Origin of the sequence: Rhodococcus sp. USK10, assembly GCF_019378875.1 — a bacterium.
Lineage (GTDB): Bacteria > Actinomycetota > Actinomycetes > Mycobacteriales > Mycobacteriaceae > Rhodococcus_F > Rhodococcus_F pseudokoreensis.
Map to the genome: position 1 here is coordinate 719191 of NZ_CP076048.1, position 20794 is coordinate 739984.

Consider the following 20794-nt stretch of genomic DNA (forward strand, 5'->3'; position numbering starts at 1 on the left):
ACCGATTCGCGCGCCGGCTCTGCTGCGTGCCGGGTTGTGTCAGGTGGCGTCGATCGACTCGGGTGGCAGCCCGAAGTAGATCGGGTACAGCGACGGTCCACCATCTGGCAGGACTATCTCCTCGCCGATCCGCCTGCCGCCCAAACGCTCCCACAGCCGCAGATTACGGGTGCTGGACGCTTCGGCGTACACCCCGATGCCGTCGTGCAGTCGCATCGCGCGCAGCGCGTCGGTCAGTGCCGCCCGCACACCGGTGCCCCGGTGTTCGGGCCGGACGGCGGCGAACATGACGTGGCAGTGCGGCGGAAGGTCGGTGGGGTGGTGCGCGTCGAGTGCCTCCATCAGCGCCCGTACCCGGGGCCCGCACGCGCCGGTGGAGGCGGCGAGCCGGTCGAGGAACACCCGGTTCTCGGCGTCGGACACGGCGGGTTCACCCGGCGGTGACCAGACCAGGACTGCCGAATAGTCTTCCGGCGCGGCGACGATCCCGCCGTGGCCCAGCAGGAATTCGGTCGTCGACGCGAAGAACGCGGCGAGGTGGTAGTCGCGCCCGAGGGTGTTCGGTGGGATCGCCCATTCGATGATCGGGTCGTCCCGGAACGCGGTGACGAGGGTGTCGACCACGGCATCGAGATCGGGGTCTGCGGTAACGACGGGTTCCGTCGTCGATAAGTCGGGCAGAGTCATGCGAGCTCCTCGATGTGGGTGTGACGACGCGCGCCGGCGTCGCGGTGTGCGGACACGATCGCGGCGATGCACTCGTCGATGTCGTCCGAGGTGGTCTGCCAATTGCAGACCGACAGGCGCAGGCACGGCCGGCCACGCCAGGTGGTCGGGCTGGCCCACGCCACCGGTCCGCGCTGGAGGGTCGCGACGATGCGGGCGAGGTGTTCCGCGTCGGTGCTCCTCTCATCCGGCGTGAACGCGACCAGCACCTGGTTGAGCACGACGTCGTTGACGACGGTGACGCCGTCGGTGTGGGCCAACCCCGCAGCCAGACGTCGGGCGTGGTTGCAGCAGCGGTCGATCAACTCGGCAACACCGTCGACGCCGAGGTGCCGGAGCGTGGCCCAGAGCACGAGGCTGCGGGCACGGCGGGACATGTCCGGGGTGTAGTCGACGGGGTCCCGGCCTCCGTCGACCGCCGGGGTCAGGTACTCGGCGCTGGTGCGCAGCGCAGCGCGGTGGGACGTCGGATGGGCGCACAGCACGATTCCGCAGTCGTAGGGGACGTTCAGCCACTTGTGAGCATCGGTCGCCCACGAATCGGCGCGTTCCAACCCCGACACGTGCCGACGGGCGGGCACACTCGCCGCGGCCCACATTCCGAATGCGGCATCGAGATGTACCCAGCCGCCGTACTCGTGTGCGAGATCGCACACGTCCGCGAGAGGATCGACGGCACCCGAGTCGACGTTGCCGACCTGACCGCACACGATCAGGGGCCCCCTCGTCCGAGACAGCTCCGCCGCGAGCGCACGCGCACACATCCGGCCCTGATCGTCGGTCTCGACGGTTCGTACCTGCCCAGCGAGCCCGAGCAGCCGCAGCGCCCGGTGAACCGTGACGTGACAACCCTCGCTCACCAAGATTCTCGGCGCGGGTGCGCCGATCAACCCGTCCCGCTCGACGTCCCACCCGGAGGCGGCGAGCACGTGGTGGCGGGCGGCGGCCAGCCCGGTGAGGTTGGCTGTCGCGCAGCCCGTCGTGATCCCCACCGACGTCTGTGCCGGAAGCCCGAAGAGCGTGATCAGCCACCGCGACACCGCCTCCTCGATCACCGACGCCGTCGGGCTCGTCGCGTAGAGGGCGCCGCACTGGTCCCACACCGAGGTGAGCCATTCGCTCGCCACCGCAACGGGATATGCCCCACCCATGACGAATCCGAGGAACGTCGGCGCCCCCGAATGCAGCAGTCCCGGCTCGCCGTGCTCGATCAGCTCACCGAGCACGGTCTGCGCGTCGACTCCGTTCCGGGGCAGCGGGGCGGCGAGACGGCGGCGCAGTTCGCTCCGGTCGACGGCGGAGCCGGTGTGCTCGGTGCGCGGATCCTGGAGGTAGTTCGCGCTGTAGTCGCTGATCGTGTGGAGTAGGTCCGCGGTCTCCCTGCGGGCTCCGGCTGCGGTCACCGCTCCTCCCGGGGTGCGGGGAGGTAGTGGGCGATCTCGGAGGGCAGCCGTACGCCGGCGGTGCGGAGCTGGCCGACGCGGGTGAGGTAGGCGGCGCCTTCGAGGATGTGGTGGGCGATCTCGGCGACCCGGCGGTGGGCGGGGGCGGCCAGGTGGGTGCCGGCGACCCAGTTGTTGAAGGCGCCCATCGCCGGCCCGCACCAAATCTGGTAGTCGGCGGTCCGGTCGTTGGCGCCGCGGATGCTCCACCCCGACGAGAGTCCGAGGTACCACCGGAAGATCAGGGCCATCTTGCGTTTCGGGTCGTCGGCGGCACCGGCGAGTTGCACGGGGTCGCGCTCGGTGAAGTAGGTGACGCAGTCGTCCCACACCTCGGTGAGCGGTCGGCGGAACACCGCCGATTCGAGGTCCTCGCGGCGGGCGGCGGGGATCGCGTCGATGCCCGCGTAGGCCCGGTAGGTGTCGTAGAGGCGGTGTGCGCGGGTGGCGAACATGGTGCCGCGGCGGAGAACCTGGACCTGGACACCGAGTTCGAACATGTCCGACGACGGTGCCATCGTGCAGTCGGCCACGCCGGCGCCGGCGAGCAGGGTTTTGGTCGCGTCGGATTGATCGGCTTCGACGGTGGCCTGGTTAATCGAGCCGGTCACGATGTAGGCGGCGCCGAGGGCGAACGCGGCGGCCGCCGCGGCGGGGGTGCCGATGCCGCCGCCGGCGCCGATCCGGACCTGGCCCAGCGCGGGCAGTTCGCGGTGGATGCGGTCGCGGGCGGCGATCAGGTCGGGCAGGAGCACCATCAGGGGGCGCCGGTCGGTGTGTCCGCCGGAGTCGGCCTCGGCGGTGATGTCGTCGGCCATCGGGACTGATACGGCGAGCCTCGCCTGCTCGGTGGTGATGTCGCCGCGGTCGAGGAGCTGGTGCACCAGCGCCGCCGGTGCCGGTCGGAGGAACAGTTCGGCGACCTCGACCCGGGAGACCTTCGCGACGACCCGGTGCGCCCGGATCACCCGGCCGTCGGGGGCGGTGGACAGTCCGGTCAGTCGGTACCGGACGATCTCCGGGCTCAGGTCCATGAACGCGGAGGCCTCGACGCAACGCACCCGGTGCCGCAGGCAGGCGTCGACGATGGCTCGTTCGAGGGCGGGTTCGCTCGGGCTGTGAATGAGGTTGCAGGCGTAAGGAAGTTCGCCCAGAGTGGTGGCGAGTTCGGCGAGAGCGGTGTCCACACGTGCCGGGAGCACTCCGGCGGCGCCGTAGGAGGCGAGGTAGCCCGCCCGCGCCAGCGCCGCCACCATGGCCGGTGAGGCGATGCCGTTGGCCATGGCTCCTGCCGTGTAGGCGTAGCGGACGCCGTGGAAGGCACCGAAGGTGTGATCGCCGAGCTGGTGGGCTGGGAGGGGGCCGACGGCGGTGAGCACCTCGGCGTGGGCGGCGCGCCCGGCGTCGGCGGTGATGTCGATACCGTCGGGACCGCGGACCACCCAGCACGGTGCCGTCAGATTCAGCAGGGTGGCGCGGACCTGGATGAGGTCGCGGACGGGTGCGGTCACGGAGGGAATGGTCATGCCGGGGTCTTCCGCTCGGTCAGTTCGATGGCGATGTCTTCGAGTTCGTAGATCCGCAGCCCCGGTTTCCACAGCGACGCGTCGGCGGTGACCACGACCCCGGTGGCCGAGTGGGTCACCGTCTTGATGTGGACCTCGAGCTCGCAGGTGCCGTCGGACGGGAGGAACTGTCCGCGGTATTTCCAGGTGAAGGCGATGTTCGCGGGGATGGAGAACACCGGGTCGGCCAGGTGGTCGGCCAGTCCGGTGTCGGCGGCCCACTCCTGCAGAGCCTGGATCACCGATTCCACCCCGAGCGATCCGGGTATGACGGGGTCGAGGTGGAAGTGGCGGGAGAAGAACCAGTCCTGCGGGTCGATGCGGCGCAGGGCGTGCAGGTAGCCGTTGCCGAACGCTCCCCCGCCGTCGACGACGTCGATCCAGTCCAGCAGGGCCAGGTTGCGGCGGTTGCACAGCTGGTCGCCGGGGTTGCGGCGGCGGGCGTCGAGGTCGATGCGGCGGGTGCTTGCCCGGTCGGGGTGCTCGGCGAGCCAGGTGGGGCGGTGGCGGCCGGCGTCGAGGCCGGTCTGGTTGGACAGTGCTTCGTCGCTGAAGTAGCCGAACATCGTCTCACCCTGGTAGAAGGGTTCGCCGTCGGCGGAGAGGGTGTAGTCGAAGCTCTGCAGCGAGGACCCGGGCAGCAGGGTGGTCGACAGCAGCCGGGAGGTCTGGGTGATGGTTTTGTCGCGCAACTCGACTCGGCGCAGGACCGTGGCGGTGCCGCCGAGGTTGCGCAGACTTTGGGTGGTGTGGGGTTGAGTCAGGGTGGGCCCGAGGTAGTACCCCATCAGCAGGGCGGCCTGCAGTGACGTTTCCATGTACACGAAGTGCGGCATGGATTCGTTCGCGGTATCGGCGTAGTACCACGAGTCGGCGGGTGAGTCGTACTCGCTGCGGTAGGTGAGCTGTTGGTCGAGGGTGCCGCGGGTGCCGCCGAAGTCGGTGATGCGGTCGACGAGGAGCAGGCCGCCGGTGGGCACGCGGGTGGCCCGGATCCCGGTGTAGTGGGCGAATTCGGGTCCGAGTGCGATGCCCTGGTCACCTCGGGCCAGATGGGCCATGTGGAATTCGTTGAGCAGCGCCCTTTCTCCGGCTGCGGTGATGCGTCCGGTCCAGGTGTCGAGGGTGCCGCCGGCGCCGGGACCGATGACGGCGGCGGGGTTTTCGGTGACGGTGACCGACACTGGCACGCTCGATCCGCCGCACAGGACTTCGGCGGTCAGGTGCGGGCGTGGGACGAGGTCGATGTCGGTGACGATCAGTTCGAGGTCGGATTCGGTCGATGCGTCGGTCGCCGCGGTGGCGGAGGCGGCGCTGTCGAGGTGCGCGTCGGCGAGGCACAGGTGCAGGCCGGCGTAGAGCGCGAAGACTTGTCCGGCTTGGACGGCGGCTGCCGCCGGGTTGCCGGTGTAGCGGGCGCGCAGGCGTCCGAGGCCGAGTGCGCCGTCGCGTAAACCGATTTCGCTGACACTGTGCAGGAGCAGCGGGGAGCCGTCGGCGGCGAGGCGGATGTCATGGTTGGCGCCGAGTTGCTGATAGGCGGGCCCGAACACGGCGGGGATCTGCCCGCGGGTGAGCAGGTCGAGTGCGGCGGCGTCGAGGCGGTCCACGCCGGTGCGGGCGAGGGGTTTGTACGCACCTTCCGGGGCCGCGGTCACCGCCGCGACCGGCCCACCTGAGGCGGGGGCGATGACCTCCGCGGTGGTGGTGGTGATGGTGCGTGCGTCGCGGAGCAGGCGCCGCTGCACCGCGGTCTGTGCGGCGAGAGCGGCGCGGTGCGCGACGACGAGCCCGGCGCGGACCTCGGCCAGCGGGGTCGCCGCGGTGGCGGGCAGTGCGCGCGCCGGTGTACTCGGCACAGGTGCGGGGATGGTCGTAGGGGTGATGGTCGGGCTGATCGGGACCGGGTTGAACGCGACGCCGTCGAAGGACAGGACGTCGGGGGTGGTCGTCGGCACGGGGTTCATGCGCTCCACTGCCTCACTGATTCGCGGAACTTCTCGGACAGGTCGGGGGTCGTGACGACGGCGACGTCGGTGAACCGTTGCAGGACGGTGCCGTTCGCGGTGACCGCGCACGCATCGACCAGTGCGTCCACCGGCCCGGGGCGGGCGTTGTCGACGATCAGGACGAAGGGCTCGTCGTCGGGGAGAGCGTCGTAATATTCGATGCGGCCGATGCCCAGGGGCAGGCAGGCCGATCCGAGTGCCCGGTGACCGGCCACCGGGGGTCCCTGCAGGATCACGTCGGCGAGGACGGGATTGTGCAGGACGCCGGTGAACGCGCCGAGCGCGACCGGTGCAGCGGACAGGGCGCATTCGAGGACGAGGGCGTCTGCGTCGTCACGCAGGATGCGCCGCATGCCCTGCAACGGTGGGGCATGGAATTGTGTCGCGTCCCGGTAGAGGATCCCGGCGTCCGCACCGGTGGCCGGCCAGGTCACCGGGACTACCGGTGCCGTGTCCGCGGTGGTGGACAGGTCGAAGGTGGCCGCGTAGTGCGGTACCCGTCTGTCGTTGTCGGTCCCGAAGACCTGAACGTGCACGCGCACCGGTTCTGTGTCGGCGGTGTGCGTGGTCTCGATCGACACGTCGGTGATCGGGTGATCGAAGACGATGCCCTTGTGCACGCGGAAGTCGCGGACCGTGGTCACGCACAGCCCGGGGTGGGCTCGCTCGACGACGTTGATCATCGCACCGAGCCCGAATGTCGCGGGCAGCACGGTGTGGTCACCGATGCGGTGGGCGGCGATGATGCGGTGCGCAGGCAGGTCCTGCAGACTGCGGCGGACCAGCGTATCGGGTCGGTGCGTCGGTTCGCCGGTCGCCAGGGATTTTGCTTCCCCGATCAAGATGACGACGTCATCGCGGCGTGCGGTGGTGAACTGTTCGGTGAAGGCCCGGGCACCGACATCCGGGTCGAGCAGGGTGATGCCGCGGTCGAGGAAGTATCCGCGCAGTTCCGGCGTGACCATGCCGCCGTCCCAGGCGCCCCAGTCGATGGCCGTCACATGATGGTCGGGGTGCCGGTGTTTCCAGGTGGCGGCGAAGCGGCCGAGGGCCTCGTTGGCCGCGGCGTAGTCGGCCTGCCCGGAGTTTCCGTACAGCCCGGCGACGGAGGTGAAGAACACCAGGTGTCGAAGCGGCGGCGTCTCACCGAGGGCGCCGAGGACCGCGGCGAGCCCACCGATCTTGGGGCTGAGCACCCGGTCGATCTCGCCGGCGGTTTTCTTCACTATCAGTGCGTCGGCGAGGACACCGGCCCCGTGCACCAGGGCGGTGATCTGGTCGCGGTCGGCGCCGAGCGCGGCCTCGATGGCTGCGGTGTCGGTGACATCGGCGGCGATGTAGCGTCCGCGCTCCCCCAAGACTCTCAGGGTGTCCTGGATTTCGCGGTTCGCGGTGATCGCTGCGCAGGTGCGGGCGATTTCCCGTGGGGTGGTGGCGGTGCCGCCGAGTCCGGCGATCGCGGCCCGGCGCAGATCATGGTCCTCGACACCGTGTGCCCACTGCGGTTCGGGTACCAGTTCGGTGCGGCCGAGCAGGATGAAGCGGGCGTCGCAGTGGCGGGCGAGGTCCCGGACGCACAGGGCGGTGACGCCGCGGGCGCCGCCGGTGACGAGGACGACATCGTCGGCGGTCAGAGCGGGGATCTCGACGGGGGTGTCAAGGTGCACGCTGGTCGGTTCGGCGGAGCAGGCGTGGATACCGGGGACTAGGGTCTGCCGGTCGCCGAGTTCGCCGACCCCGACCTCGGGGGTGTCGATGGCGCTGTCGTGGAGTTCGGCGAGGACGGCAGCGGTGAACCGGTCCGTGTCGAGGGCGGGGTGGATGTCGAGGGCGCGGCTGAACAGTTCCGGGTGCTCGACGCAGAGGGTCTTGACGACGCCGCCGACACCGCCGGCCAGTGCCCCGACCGGGTCGCCGTCGCCGACGAAGCCGAGTGCGCCGTCGATCCGGGTGACGGTGACGAACGCGGCCCGCGTGCCCGTGCGTGCGGTGTTCAGGAGTGCGGGGTGGGTGTGTTTGGCGGCGAGGATTGTGGCGCCGAGTGCCTGGGTCGCGTCGGCCGCGTCGTGGGTGTGGCCCACGGTGACGATGCACAGGTCGGTGGGCTCGTCGAGAGCGTCGGTCAGAGTGGTGTCGATGTCGTCGAGGGTGCCGGTGAGGTGGAGTCGGCGGACCGTCCAGTGGTGGTCGGTGAGGGCGTGGGCGAGGGCGGCGCCGTCACTGTTGTCTTGGTCGGGTCCGAGTTCGATGATTACCGCGTGGGGGTGGTCGCCGAAGGTGTTGTCCTGGTGGTCGATCGGGGGCAGGGCGACGAGTTCGACGAGGTGCCGCGGCGCGGTGGCCGCGGCTTCAGCTTTTGGGTGGACATCACTCCCCTCGGCGAGGAGATCGACGATCTGGTCGAGGGTGCGCAGGGTGCCGAGTTGCTCGGGACCCAGGCTCGGCAAGTTCGGGAACCGTTCCTGCACGGCGCCGAGTACCTGCACCCGCTTGATCGAGTCGACACCCAGGTCCGCCTCGAGGTCCATCGACGGATCGACCATCTCCACCGGGTAACCAGTCTTGTCCGCCACCACTTCCTGCAACGCCGAACGCAGCGCCGCGGAGCTTACCACCGAGGAAGTCGACTCCTGCGGTGTCGCTGAGGTTTCCGACTTCTCTGTGTGTGTCGGGGCCGGGGCCGGGGCGTTGGCGAGGATCTCGACGATCTGATTCAGTGTCCGAAGGACACCGAGTTGCTCGGGGCCCAGGCTCGGCAACTGTGGGAACCGTTCCTGCACGGCGCCGAGTACCTGCACCCGCTTGATCGAGTCGACACCCAGATCCGCCTCGAGGTCCATCGACGGATCGACCATCTCCACCGGGTAACCAGTCTTGTCCGCCACCACCTCCTGCAACGCCGAACGCAGCGCCGCGGCATCGACGGCTGCGGAGGAGGCGGGTGTGTCGGCGGCGATCGGTGCGGTGAGGGTCGCCGGTGTGCTCGGTGCCGGCGGTGCCGGGGCCGGGGTGGGCGCGGAAACCGGGGCCGGGATCGGGGTGGGTGCGTGGGCAGCGGCCGACGTGGGAGTCGGTGCCAGCTGCGGTGCGGGGCGCGGCGGCAACGCCAGCAGGTCCGCCCGGGAGGACACCGCAACGGTGGTGCCGGCGGTGGCGGGGGTGTCGAGTTCGGCCAGGTGGCCCAGGATTTCGGTGGCGCGGGCGTGGGTGTGGCTGATGGCCACCCCGTGATCCTTGACGGCCTCGATCGCGCGAACCATGCCGTCGTCGAGCTGAGCGGTGTTCAGGGCGCGGGCCAGTTCCCGGGCGAGTTCGAGTTGGCCGTCGAGGTAGTCGTTGTGGGTTGCCACGTGCTGCGACAGGGCAGTGTCGAGGCCGGTGGACTGCCCCGCGGGATGTGACACGGTGTTCTCCGTTGCTCGGATGGGCAGGGGGGTCGCGGCGACGGCGGGCGGCGCCGACGGGATCGGAAGCGGAGCGGAATGCGTGGCGGTCGGTTCCGGGGTGGATGCGGCCGGCGTGGTGACCGGTGAGACCCGGTAGCCGTCCGCGAGTGCGTCGGCGTAGGCGCGGCGCCGCTGTTCGGGGGTGTATTCCGGGGCAGACAAACTCACGCTCATCCCGCGACGCTCGACCGGCGCTGGGGGTACGTCACGGTAGCGGTTGATGCCGTGGAGGGCCTGCCCGAGCACCGCGAGCTGGACCGCGGTTCGCTTGAGGCTGAGGTCGCTGTCGCCGAGCGGTCCGCCGTCGGTGGCGATGGCGACGACGTCATCGCCGAGGGTGCGGCGCACCAGGGAGGTCAGGACCTGCTTGGGGCCGAATTCGACGAAGACCGTGCACCCGTCCTGCCGCATGCTGTCGAGTGCGGTGACGAACTCGACCGGTCGCAGGAGCTGCCCGACCAGGGTCGCGCGGTTCGTGTCGACGTCCATCCCGTATCGGGCACCGGGTGAATTCGCGTACACCGGTGCGGCCGGTTCTCCGATACGCACCTCGGCGACGGCGGGTTCGAAGGCGGCGACGGCATGCCCGACGTACGGGGTGTGGAAGGCCGCCGACACCGGCAGCTCGCGGGTGGCGACGCCGCGGTCGGCGCAGGTGCGGGCGAACGCGGCGACCGCCTCGGTACCGCCGCCGACGACGATCTGATCGGGGGCGTTGTGGTTGCACACCCACACGTCGTCGAGGCCGGCGATCAGGGCGTCGACGTCGTCGCGGGTGGCAGCGACGGCGAGCATCGTGCCGGTCTCGGCGCCGGGCTGCGGTGCCATGGCCCGGCCGCGGGCGCGGGCCAGGGTGAAGAAGTCGTCGGTGGTCAGGGACCCGGCCGCCCACAGGGCGGTCAGCTCCCCGAAGCTGTGTCCGAGGTAGCCGTCGGCGGTGAAGCCCAGCTCGGTGAGGGCGCGGAATTGTCCTGCGGACAGCGCGCCGATGGCCGGCTGCGCGAATTCGGTGCGACGCAGCAGGGTTTCCTGGGTGTCGCGGTCGGCCTCGTCGAAGACCGGCGGGGGGAACACGACGGCGCCGAGGCGCTGGGGTTCGCCGGCGAATGCTGCGTTGGCACGGTCGAAGGTGTCCGCGATCAGCGGATTGGCAAGTGCTGCGGCGGTTCCCATGTCGACGTACTGGCTGCCCTGGCCAGCGAAGAGGGCACCGATACGCAGGTCGGGTTGTGCGGAGGCGCGGTAGGAGATGCCCTCGGGGTGGTTCCAGGCCGTGGCATCGGGGTTGTTCGTGAGTTGGTCGGCGGCGAGTTCGCGCAGATGGGTCTCGTTGTCCTCGTCGAGGGAGACGAACCCGATCCGGACGTGATCGGTGGGGATCTGGCCGCCGTCCTGGGAGGGCTGGGTGCGGACGAGGTCGATGAGGGCGGTGACGTCGGGTGCGTGCCACAGGTGGGCGGTCGGGGCGGTGTGCAGGGTGCGCCGGTCCGCGATCGGGGTGGTGTGTTCTTCGAGGACGATGTGGAAGTTGGTGCCACCGAATCCCATTGCCGAGGCGGCGGCGCGGCGGACGGGGCGCTCGGGATCGCGGATCCAGGGCCGGGTGCGGGTGTTGACGTAGTACGGTGCGGCGGCGGTGTCGATGGCCGGGTTGGGTTTGTCGACGTTGATGGTGCCTGGGAGCACGCGGTGGTATAGGCCGAGGGCGAGTTTCATGACGCTGGCGGTGCCGGCGGCACCCTTGGTGTGCCCGATCTGGGACTTGACGCTGCCGAGGGCGGCGAAGCGGGGTTCGTCGCTGGCGTCGGTGAGCAGGCCACCGAGGGCGGTGAGTTCGGTGCGGTCGCCGACCGCGGTGCCGGTGGCGTGCGCCTCGAACAGTTCGACCGACGCCGGTGAGCAGTCCGCGTCCGTGTAGGCGCGGTCGAGTGCGACGCGTTGGCCTTCGGCGCGGGGGGCGTAGATGCTCTTGGAGCGGCCGTCGCTGGAGGAGCCGAGGCCTTTGATGACGGCGTAGATGCGGTTGCCGTCGCGCTCGGCGTCGTCGAGGCGGCGCAGCGCGAGCATGCTGATGCCCTCACCGAGGATGGTGCCGTTGGCCTGGTCGGAGAAGGGGCTGATCCGCCCGGTCGGGGACAGTGCCCCGACCTTGCTGAAGCACATGTAGATGAAGATCGAGTTTTCGGTGTCCACTCCGCCGGTGATCATGGTGTCGGCGCGGCCGTCGAGCAGTTCGGCGATCGCGGTCCGCATCGCGGCCAGTGAGGCGGCGCAGGCGGCGTCTACGGTGCAGTTGATGCCGCCGAGCCCGAACCGGTTGGCGATTCGGCCGGCGACCACGTTCGCGAGCAGTCCGGGGAACGAGTTCTCCTCCCACGGTGCGAACGCGGTGACGAACTTGTCGGCCAGCGTGTTCGCGTCGGTGTCCGACAGTCCGCAGCTGCGGGCTACCTGTTTGAGCACCGGCGTCGACAGGCGCGCGGCGAGCGGATGCATGAGCGGCACCGGTCCGGTGGTGCCGAGCACAACGCCGGTCCGGGCGGGGTCGTACCAGGTCGAGTCCGGGGCGCCGGCATCGGTGAGCAGGTCGCGGGCGACTCCGAGGCTCAGGGTCTGCATGGTGCTGGTGACTTCGAGTTGGTTCGGGGGCAACCCGAATTCGAGGGGGTCGAAGTCGATGTCGGGGAGGAAGGCGCCGCGCCGCGAGTACGTCTTGTCCGGTGCCGTGCGGTCCTCGTCGTAGTAGTCGTCCAGGCTCCAGCGGGACTCGGGGACGTCCTCGGTGCAGTCGATGCCGTCGACGATGTTCTGCCAGTATTCGCGGTGGTTGCGGGCTTTGGGGAACAGTCCGGACATGCCGACGATGGCGATCGGGTTCCGTGCCAGTCGTCGGTCGTCCAGCCGATCGGGGGTTTCGGCGGTCACGAGGGTCCTCTCGAGGTGCGGGCGGGCCGCTCAGGCGGCGATGGTGGTGGCGGTGGTGTGCGCGATCAGCTCGGCTGCGGCGGCCGCGAAGTGGCGGTGCCCGGTAGGGCTCGGGTGCAGCCCGTCGGAGGTCCACAGCTCGTCGCGGCCCCACTCGGGTGTCGCGGCGAGGTCGAGCAGCAGGGTTCCGGTGTGCGCGGTGACGTCGGCGAGTGCGTGGTTGGCTTCGGTGAAGCGGGTGCGCAGCAGTGTCTTGAAGTTGTCCGGGACCGGGAGGCGGGCGGGGATGTCGGGGTAGGTGGCAGTGAGCACGGTCGCGCCGCTGTCGGTCAGGGCGGTGAAGATGGTGCGCACATTGCGCACGAAGCGCGCCTCGTCGTAGTCGCTGACGAGGTCGTTGACGCCGACGACGACCCCGATGAGTGGTGCCTTCGTGGTCAGGGCCGGGCTCAGTTGGGAGTGCACGACATCGGTGGTGGTGGCGCCGTGGGTGCCGAAGTTGTGCACCTTGGTGGCGCGCAGGCCCAGCTGAGTGGCCAGCCGCGGCGCCCAGCCGCGGTAGCCGCCGTGCGGGGCCGGGTCGCCGCGGCCCTCGACGAAGCTGTCTCCGATCACGGTCAGGGCGTGGCCGCTCATGCCGGGGTCAGGTGTCGGTCGGATTCGGGCAGGTCGACCTCGGCGTACAGGCCGGCGAGGTTCTGCGGTGCGAAGAACTCCTCGCCCGGGATGCCGCCGGCGATGAGTCCGAAGAATTTCTTGGTGTAGGCCGGGCTCTTGGCGGCGGCCCGGAACACCGAGTCGTAGTAGGGCGTCAGGGTGAGTTCGGAGATGCTCAGGGTCAACTCGTAGGTGCCGGCGCTCTGTTCGTCACGGGTGCGCTGGTAGTCGGCGAGGGCCTCCTCCATCGGGCGTCGGCCGCTCAGGCCCTCGTCGATCTGCTCGGACAGCAGCTCGGCGTACTTGAAGGCGTCGGTGATGCCCCAGCCGGTGAAGGGGTCCTTGTGGTAGCCGGCATCGCCGACCAGTGCCCAGCCGGGTCCGAAGGACTGCCGGTAGTAGTTGTCCGGATACAGCATGGGCCGGAATTGCTCTTCACGGGTTCCGTTGTATCGCAGGTCTTCTCCGTACTTCGGGTCGATGGCGTCGATGATCTCGTTGACGCCGGCATCTGGGTCGGCCCGAAAGTCCCGGAACTTCTCGCGCGGGCGCATCACGGCGACCAGGCTCAGGTCGTCGTTGGTGGGCCAGGACGCGAACTGCTGGCGGCCGAATCCGGTGCGGTGGTGCATGCCCCAGTCGATGCCCGAGTAGTAGGAGTAGTAGACGAAGCAGCCGCCCGGTGCCCCGCGGTAGGTGTCGGCGCCGACCTTCGATGCGACAATCGAGTTCGCCCCGTCCGCACCGACGACGATCTGGGCCCGGAATTCCAGTGCTGTTCCATCGCCCTCGGTGCCGCGGATGCCGACGACGCGGCCATCGTGTTCGACCAGGTCGGTGACCTTGAACCGTTCGATGACCTCGACTCCGGCCGCGGCGGCGGACTCGATGAGGATCTTGTCCAAGACGGTGCGGCGCGGGCAGTACACCGCGTCGATACCGTCGATCGGGTCGGCGAAGCCGTCGAGGGCGATGTCGGTGTAGGAGAAGTTCAGGTGCCGGATCGGTGGGCAGCCGGTGGCGATCACCTTGTCCAGCAGCCCCCAGTCCTTCAGTCGGGAGAGGCCGGCTTGGTGGATGTAGTGGGTGGAGACGGTGTCGCTGGGGAAGCTGGCGCGGTCCACCGCGAGCACTCGGTATCCCCTGCGGGCGAGGAGCATCGCCAGCGGTGAGCCGGCTACCCGGGCGCCGACAACAATGACGTCATACATTTTCACGGTTCTCCTGTTTTCGCGTTTCGCGGTCACCATGTCTGTGGACGAGTATTCTTCGACTCGTACCGTTCCTGTATTCCAGGAGCACGTAATTGATCGGGCGATCGCCGGTCACTATCGGCGGAAAAACAATTCGAATGTCTTCGCCGGAAGTTCGACTTACCGTGGCCTCGAATTCAGACTCTCGCCGCGTACATGTCATTAATTTCGGCGAGGTACGTGTTTTCGATTTCCGTTCGTCGCAGTTTCAGTGACGAGGTCAAGAGTCCGGCCTCGACGGTGAAGTCGCCGTCGACGACGCGGAATTCACGGATCGATTCGGCACGGGAGACGAGGCTGTTGGCGTCGTCGACGGCGACCTGCAACTCTTCGCGAAGACGGGGATCGTTCCGATCGTCCGCGGCGCCGGTGTCCTGCCGCCACAGCGACCACCGGTCGCCGTCGAGGGTGAGGAGGGCGCAGATGTAGGTGCGGCCCTCACCGAGGACGATGCAGTTGCTCACCAGCGGGTGCAGCCGGAGGCGGTCTTCGAGTGGTGTGGGGGCGACGTTCTTTCCGCCGCTGGTGACGAGGATTTCCTTGCGCCGTCCGGTGATCCGGAGGTAACCGTCGGAGTCGAGTTCCCCGATGTCGCCGGTGTGCAACCAGCCGTCGCGGTCGAGTGGGGTCTTGTCGGCGGCGGCGCCCCAGTATCCGGGGGTCACGTTGGCGCCCTTGATCAGGACCTCACCGTCGTCGGCGATCGCGACCGTCGTACCGGGGATCGGACGACCCACGGTCTCGAGCCGGTTGGTGGCCGGCTCGTTGACGGTGACGGCCGTAGCGGTTTCGGTCATTCCGTAGCAGTTGAGGATGCGCAGGCCGAAGGCCGCGAAGAAGCCGGCCGTCGTGGTGTCGAGGGAGGCACCGCCGGAGATGACATGGGTGAGCCGGCCGCCGAGCAGGTCGACGACCGGGCCCACCGGCTGCCCAGGATCGCTCTGACCGCGCAGGATGGCGATCCCCTGTTCGACCGCCGCGTTTTCGCCGTCCGCGGGCAGCAGACCGCGGGCCGCCTTACGGATCTTCTCGAGCGCGTAAGGGACGAGGGCGAGGAACGTCGGCCGCACCTTGGGCAGCACTGGCACCAGTTCAGGGATCGCCGGCAACAGGTGCGTGCGGGTGCCGCCGATCAGGCAGGCGAACAGGATGGTTTGACCGAACACATGCGCGAGCGGAAGCGCGTGGGCGGTCACAGCCTGCCCGCGCTCGTCACCGCCGAACATCTCACCGGTGTGGAGGACGGTGTTGGCGGCCGAGGCGAACATGTTGCGGTGGGTGAGGATGCATCCCTTCGCGGGACCCGTTGTGCCGCTGGTGTAGACGATCATGGCGTGATCGTCCGCGCGGACGGCAGTTGTCCGGGCGTCGAGCTCGTCGCCCTCGATACCGTGGGACCAGGTGGCGACTTCGGCGAACCCCCACACCGTCGTCGCGCCGGCCGCCGTCAGCCGGCCCGCATCGTGCTCGGTTTCCGCAGCGAAATGCCGGGAACCGGAGTCGGAGAGGATGTGCGCGATCTGCGCGTCGGACGACGTCGGGTACACCGGCACCACCACCGCGCCGATGGCGAGTACGGCGAGATCCACCAACGCCCACTCGACGCCGGTCCGCCCGAGAACCGCCACCCGATCACCCACCTGCACGCCGCAGTCGATGAACGCAGACGCCAGCGCCCGGACACGGGCATCGAGTCGGGCACAGGACAGCTGCTCACCCTCCGCTCCAGCACACAGCGCGATCCGCTCCGGTGCGGCCGCAGCGGCGCCACGCACCACCGAATACAGTCCCGATTCGTGGGTCAGTTCGACACCATTTCCAAAAAACGACACAGAGTTCATGGAAATAATTGTTCGGCACCCGCCACGAGTCGGCAATGAACATTAAACAAATGCGCGAACGGATATTTCTATCGCCGAAGTCAAATAGCGACGAGCCCGTTTTTCGCCCTCGGCGTCTCGTCGCAAAGGTCGATACAGTCGAGAAAAGAGGATACAGCGGGATTTATTTCCTCGGCACGCCACACCGCATACAGGTCGATCGTGGGAATCGGGTCGAACAGCTTCACCGCCACCGAACTGGTGCCCATCGCGAGCAGACCCCCGGATGACGCGCGAGGCAACGACGCGAATCCCACCAGAGACTTGACCGACACCATGTGTGCCGTCGCACCCGGATCATCCGCCATCTGAACGACGTTGAGCGAAATTTTGCTGTCCGATGCGGCGCCGAAAATCGAGTCGTACATTGCCGGACACTGCTCGCGCGCGAACATCACGCACGGTTGGGAAGCAAGTTCGGCGAACGGAACACCGGGCCGGCCCGCCCAGCTGTGTCCCTCCCCCACGACCGCGACCAGCGGCACATTACGCAGGACCCGCCGATACCGGAATTCGGCGGTACGCGGATGACCGTAGACGAGCGCGACATCGAGCCCGCCGTCCGCGAGGTCGTCGAGTTGCGGCCCAGTACGCCTCTCCCACAAGGACACTACGACGTCGGGATGGGCGGCACTCATCCGCGCCAGAGCGGATGGCAGCACGTGACGGCTGGCGGGCATGTTGTAGCCGATATTCAAGGTTCCCGAACGACCGTCCGCGGTCGCCCGGGCGATCTGGGCGGCCTTGTCCATCTGCGCGACGATCAACCGCGCCTGGACCTCGAATTCCCTCCCCGCGGCTGTGAGCTTCACTTCGTGTGACGTGCGCGCGACCAACCGCACCCCGAGGGACTTCTCCAACTTCTGCAGGTGCGCGCTCAGCGACGGTTGCGTCAGATGTAACCGCGCTGCAGCTTTCCCGAAATGCAGATCTTCGGCAATAGTGATGAACGAGACGAGATGTCTGAATTCCACAGTCACTCCCCAATAGCTCGTGACCGAAAGGCTAGCGGGGTGTCATAACTCCGGGTGAACTGTGCGCGCACGGGCCGAGCAGCGCTCGTGAGCACTGTGTGAACCAGCACCAGCGCCACCCGCGCCGGAAACGGCATCGAAGGCGGACGATCGCACCGCCACGCCTCTGCCGGCCGAACCTCTCGTCATGGGGTGGATCGGCGAGACCGCGCGGGCACCCGTCGGCAGTGAGGCGTGTCCTGCACGAGTTCAGGTCGCCAGCCGGGTGGCGTCGACGCGAGCCTGCTGCGCAGCGTGTTGTTCGAGGCAGTAGAGCAGGCCGAACGTGAAGCCGCCAAGCTTTATGCGTTGATCAACGCGTAAAGCGGGCGGGAACCCGTCCAGTTCGGGGAGTCCGTGATCAAGTTCTCCTGAAGTGTGAGTAGCGCATGGCGCGGGTACGCCACCTACGGTTGCCGGCCCAATCGGCGATCGGGATAGCGCGATCTCGGGAGATGATGCCCATGGCGACGATGCCCGAACCTCACCCGACTTCTGGACGTGCCGGGGTTGGGATCGGTCATGCGAGGGATGCGCGCGAAACACTGTCGGTGGCGGAGGGCATCCTCATCGCGCTGCGACGGTGCGGCCAGCCCGACGCGTTCGACGAACTGCTCCGAGTCGCGCAACGCCACCATCTCAGTGTGCTGACCGTCGCCCACGCTCTGGTGGATCTCGCGATCGATGCCCATCCCCCGCTGGGATCCCGGAACGGCACGCGGACGCCAATGGGGCGTTGGCCGAATGGGAGTCACATCTCGCACAGTGGCCGGGGTCGGCTCGGTAGCGCTTCTGCTCCGATCCTGCAGTGGATCCGCTCGACCAGGACCACCGCAGCAACAGCATTTTCACCGTATGCCGCCCGGACGGCACCGACCGTCACCACCCGATGAACATCATCGGAGTCCGTCACACCAAGCACCGCCGCCGGAACCCACGACTCGGCATTGCGAATCGGCACGATCCGTTCGGCTCCGGCACCTAAGCTGGCCCGAACACGCACACGCTCTCGTCCGGGAAGGGCCCTGCAATGTTCGTCCTGCTCCGGCACGCCCATGCGATATCAAAGAAGAGCTGGAGCGGGCCCGACGCCCACCGGCCTCTCAGTGAACTCGGCCGTCAGCAGGCGGCCGGACTCGTCACCACCCTCACCGGGGTCGAGCTCCGCGTTCTCTACTGCAGCCCGACCACCCGCTGCCTCGACACCCTCGCACCATTGGCCGCCGCCCACGGACTTTCCATCCACGAACACCCGCTGCTCGCCCCGGACGCCGCCGCCGACGAACTGCGCGCCGCCCTCGAAAGCATCGCCCTCGCCGGCACCCTGTGGTGCACCCACGGCGAAACCCTCACCGCGCTCGCCGCGCTCACCCACACGGACGGCACCCGCCCCTTCCCCATCGGCGACACCGCAAAAGGTGGTGCCTGGCTGCTCGATGCCCACACCCCGGTGCGCTACATCGACCCCGATCCGCCGCAATAACTGATGTTCGTCATGCCGATCCCCATGCAGTTCGTCCTGCAACCGATACGAAAAAGCATGCGCAGCGTAACCATTCGGGCCCGCCCATGTCTTTGTGTTGTTCGAGAGTTCACGAGCGTTTCGTGCGGTCTGCCATCCGTTGACCTGGCACTTCGTGGCACGAATCGCGTCTGGCCAATGACAAGCGCTGGATCCGACCACCGGAGGTGCACGGGAAAGTTCACCCAGACTTCCCTGACACGTAGCCTCCGACCCTTTTGAATGATGCCTACGCTGAGGGAGTGTCGCGACAACCGATCACGACCCGTCACACTGCGGCACCTCGACCCCGCCTCGCCCGTGTCGGTGTCGAACCGACACCAAATGGCAAGGCGGGGTCACGTATACCGCCAGATCGACACGCGTGGCCTCGACCGACAGCCGAGCAGCGCGCTCATCTCGCCGCACCGGCATCTTCCGTGACTACCGTGGTGGGCGGTTGGTCAGACCCGCAAGGGGCCGATCGCCTCGGTGGGTCGGGTTTCTGGCGGGCGCGGGGCACACCGATTCACGTCGGCGACTCACACGGCACCTTCCCCCGCTTCACCGCGTCGACCAAAGTGGCGTGGTCGCGTTCGGTCTGATCCGCGTAGGCGTGCGCGAACCGACTCAGCGCGACGTCGAGCGTGTCCGACTTTCCGACGTAGCCGGCGATCATCGACGCCCCACTGGTCCGCGCGTGGCCCTTCGCGAGCAGACGCCCGCAGATGCCGGCGTAGTCGGTCAGAGCTGCCGCGCTGAGGTTGTCGATCGGGACCGCCCCCTTCATGTTCCGGAACTGCCGCACGTAATACTGGCGGCCCTCCACCGTGGTCCAGCCGAGCAACGGATCGCTGACGGTCTGCAGGGCCTGCTGGTACTCGACCACGCGCCGCCCCTGATGGTCGTGCCAGGCGGATTCGCCGTGCACGAAGCGCGCCACGACGGATCGACGCGCCTGCTTGAGCTGCAGGAACACCACGTCGTCGGCACTGCTCCCTTCGCACAGCACGACGTAGGCACGCAGTCCGACGCTGCCCACGCCGACCACTTTGTGCGCGACATCGACGACGGTGTAGCCACTGAGCAGTCGTGCCCAGTGGCTGGGCAGCGTGGTGAGGTATTCGTCGAGCCCGGCGGCGAGATGCTCGGCCTCCGCCTCGGACACCCGGGTGATCAGCGGCGGCTCCTCCACGATGCGCCGGCCGGTTTCGTCCTGCTCGGTGAATCGGGGCAGCGCCCGGTCACTGACACGGCGCCGGGCCCGCTCCGCGGCGCGGGTGATCTCATGGCGCAGCGACTCGTCCGACGCCGTCGCGTGCAGCCGGTCGAGGTCGAGTCGCTCGAACGAGCGCGCCAGCAATGGTTGATCCGCGAGCCAGCGCACATGCTCGCGATAGGTGGCGACGCACGACTGCACTGCACTCTCACACTGCCCCTCGGTCGCCGAGTTCTGCCGGCCCGCCACCCAGATGCTCGCAGTCAATCGGCGCAGGTCCCATTCCCAGCCGCCGGGATGCGCCTCGTCGAAGTCGTTCAGATCCAGCACCAGGTCGCGCTCCGGCGAGGCGTAGAACCCGAAGTTGCCCAGATGCGCGTCCCCACAGATCACCGGCCGGATTCCGGTCGCCGGCAGCCCGGCGAGATCCTGGGCCATCACGATCGCGGTGCCGCGCAGAAAACCATACGGCGAAGCCGCCATCCGCCCCGCCCTGACCGGTATCAGGGATTCCACCCGACCCCGGTGCGACACACCGATCTGATCCACCACATCGGGGCGATCGTCCGGTGCGCGCCACTCGCCGAGAGCCGACCGCGGTGTCTGCTTGCGCAGGCGTTTGCCGAGCGAATACCGCTCCGCCCTCGGCGTGGCCCGGCGGCGCAACGACGCGAACGACTGCCCGTCGACGGTCGGCAACACGATGTGCGCGTCCACGGTTACCGCGCGCCGACGTCGACGATGGGCCGACCACCACGGCGTGCAGCTTGTCCGGGTTGGTCACGTTGCCCATCAGACAACTCGATCACCGTCTCTTCGCTGTCAGCAGTAAGGATGCGTGCAGCATATCGACGCGTAGCTGGCACTCACGGCCCACGGTCGCGTGCTGTTGCGGTACATGCCGTTGTAAGCACCGGACCAGGATCGCGAATCCTCGATCTGAGTCGACGGTCCCATCCTCACCTGTGCTCGGTGCCCGAACGAGACGGTCGGGTATTCGTGTGCATGAGGTGCGGCGGAAGAGTCGCCAAACGGCGTCGTTGTGGATCATGTCGGTGTTGCAGTTCGTCGGAGCGACGACATTTACCCGGATCGAGTGCGGCGCCAATTCCATGGTGAGGCTATCGCCTCGGTGGGGCACTGAAACGTCGCGCATCG

Annotated in this window: 12 protein-coding genes; 2 read left to right on the top strand and 10 right to left on the bottom strand. The window is 68.5% G+C overall.

The window, feature by feature from the left end:
• Window positions 1–39 precede the first annotated feature (39 nt).
• From I1A62_RS10185 to I1A62_RS10225, 9 genes are all read right to left on the bottom strand, one after another.
• On the bottom strand, window positions 40–687 hold the full coding sequence (locus tag I1A62_RS10185) for an N-acetyltransferase (RefSeq protein WP_124396394.1): 648 nt from the start codon (window positions 685–687) through the stop codon (window positions 40–42).
• Complete coding sequence (locus tag I1A62_RS10190; protein ID WP_219458639.1) at window positions 684–2129, bottom strand: pyridoxal-dependent decarboxylase; 1446 nt, start codon at window positions 2127–2129, stop codon at window positions 684–686. Before I1A62_RS10190 ends, I1A62_RS10185 begins: the two co-directional genes overlap by 4 nt.
• Entirely contained in the window at window positions 2126–3694 is a 1569-nt protein-coding gene (locus tag I1A62_RS10195) for a PfaD family polyunsaturated fatty acid/polyketide biosynthesis protein (protein WP_219458640.1), read from the bottom strand. Before I1A62_RS10195 ends, I1A62_RS10190 begins: the two co-directional genes overlap by 4 nt.
• Window positions 3691–5700, bottom strand: coding sequence for a beta-ketoacyl synthase (locus tag I1A62_RS10200; protein ID WP_219458641.1), 2010 nt, complete (start codon window positions 5698–5700; stop codon window positions 3691–3693). The genes I1A62_RS10195 and I1A62_RS10200 overlap by 4 nt, the downstream gene beginning before the upstream one ends.
• Window positions 5697–12113, bottom strand: a complete 6417-nt coding sequence (locus I1A62_RS10205; protein ID WP_257890776.1) for a type I polyketide synthase — start codon at window positions 12111–12113, stop codon at window positions 5697–5699. The genes I1A62_RS10200 and I1A62_RS10205 overlap by 4 nt, the downstream gene beginning before the upstream one ends.
• A 30-nt stretch (window positions 12114–12143) precedes the next feature.
• Complete coding sequence (locus I1A62_RS10210) at window positions 12144–12749, bottom strand: SGNH/GDSL hydrolase family protein (protein ID WP_124396390.1); 606 nt, start codon at window positions 12747–12749, stop codon at window positions 12144–12146.
• Window positions 12746–13981 carry an NAD(P)/FAD-dependent oxidoreductase gene (locus I1A62_RS10215; protein ID WP_124396389.1) on the bottom strand — a complete coding sequence of 412 codons (1236 nt, stop codon included), beginning with the start codon at window positions 13979–13981 and terminating at the stop codon, window positions 12746–12748. Before I1A62_RS10215 ends, I1A62_RS10210 begins: the two co-directional genes overlap by 4 nt.
• Window positions 13982–14160: 179 nt before the next feature.
• A complete protein-coding gene (locus tag I1A62_RS10220; protein WP_124396388.1) occupies window positions 14161–15864 on the bottom strand; it encodes a long-chain fatty acid--CoA ligase in 1704 nt (567 codons plus the stop codon).
• Window positions 15865–15944: 80 nt separating this feature from the next.
• The gene (locus I1A62_RS10225; protein ID WP_219458642.1) at window positions 15945–16877 is read right to left on the bottom strand and encodes a LysR family transcriptional regulator; all 933 of its coding nucleotides are present in this window, start codon (window positions 16875–16877) and stop codon (window positions 15945–15947) included.
• Between the two features lie 590 nt (window positions 16878–17467).
• Between I1A62_RS10225 and I1A62_RS47180 the strand changes: the two genes are divergently transcribed.
• Both I1A62_RS47180 and I1A62_RS10235 read left to right on the top strand, forming a co-directional pair.
• A complete protein-coding gene (locus tag I1A62_RS47180; protein WP_257890777.1) occupies window positions 17468–17809 on the top strand; it encodes an ANTAR domain-containing protein in 342 nt (113 codons plus the stop codon).
• 137 nt (window positions 17810–17946) lie between these two features.
• On the top strand, window positions 17947–18399 hold the full coding sequence (locus I1A62_RS10235) for a histidine phosphatase family protein (protein WP_219458643.1): 453 nt from the start codon (window positions 17947–17949) through the stop codon (window positions 18397–18399).
• Window positions 18400–18946: 547 nt separating this feature from the next.
• On the opposite strand, the gene I1A62_RS10240 is transcribed toward I1A62_RS10235, so the two are convergent.
• Window positions 18947–20353: a DUF2252 domain-containing protein gene (locus I1A62_RS10240; RefSeq protein ID WP_219458644.1), complete on the bottom strand. Its 1407-nt coding sequence runs from the start codon at window positions 20351–20353 to the stop codon at window positions 18947–18949.
• Between the last annotated feature and the right edge of the window lie 441 nt (window positions 20354–20794).

What these genes read in the sequence shown, in the direction of transcription:
- I1A62_RS10185 (WP_124396394.1), bottom strand. Translation starts at nt 687, where the DNA reads ATGACTCTGCCCGACTTATCGACGACGGAACCCGTCGTTACCGCAGAC.
- I1A62_RS10235 (WP_219458643.1), top strand. Translation starts at nt 17,947, where the DNA reads ATGTTCGTCCTGCTCCGGCACGCCCATGCGATATCAAAGAAGAGCTGG.
- I1A62_RS10220 (WP_124396388.1), bottom strand. Translation starts at nt 15,864, where the DNA reads ATGAACTCTGTGTCGTTTTTTGGAAATGGTGTCGAACTGACCCACGAA.
- I1A62_RS10195 (WP_219458640.1), bottom strand. Translation starts at nt 3,694, where the DNA reads ATGACCATTCCCTCCGTGACCGCACCCGTCCGCGACCTCATCCAGGTC.
- I1A62_RS10200 (WP_219458641.1), bottom strand. Translation starts at nt 5,700, where the DNA reads ATGAACCCCGTGCCGACGACCACCCCCGACGTCCTGTCCTTCGACGGC.
- I1A62_RS10215 (WP_124396389.1), bottom strand. Translation starts at nt 13,981, where the DNA reads ATGTATGACGTCATTGTTGTCGGCGCCCGGGTAGCCGGCTCACCGCTG.
- I1A62_RS10210 (WP_124396390.1), bottom strand. Translation starts at nt 12,749, where the DNA reads ATGAGCGGCCACGCCCTGACCGTGATCGGAGACAGCTTCGTCGAGGGC.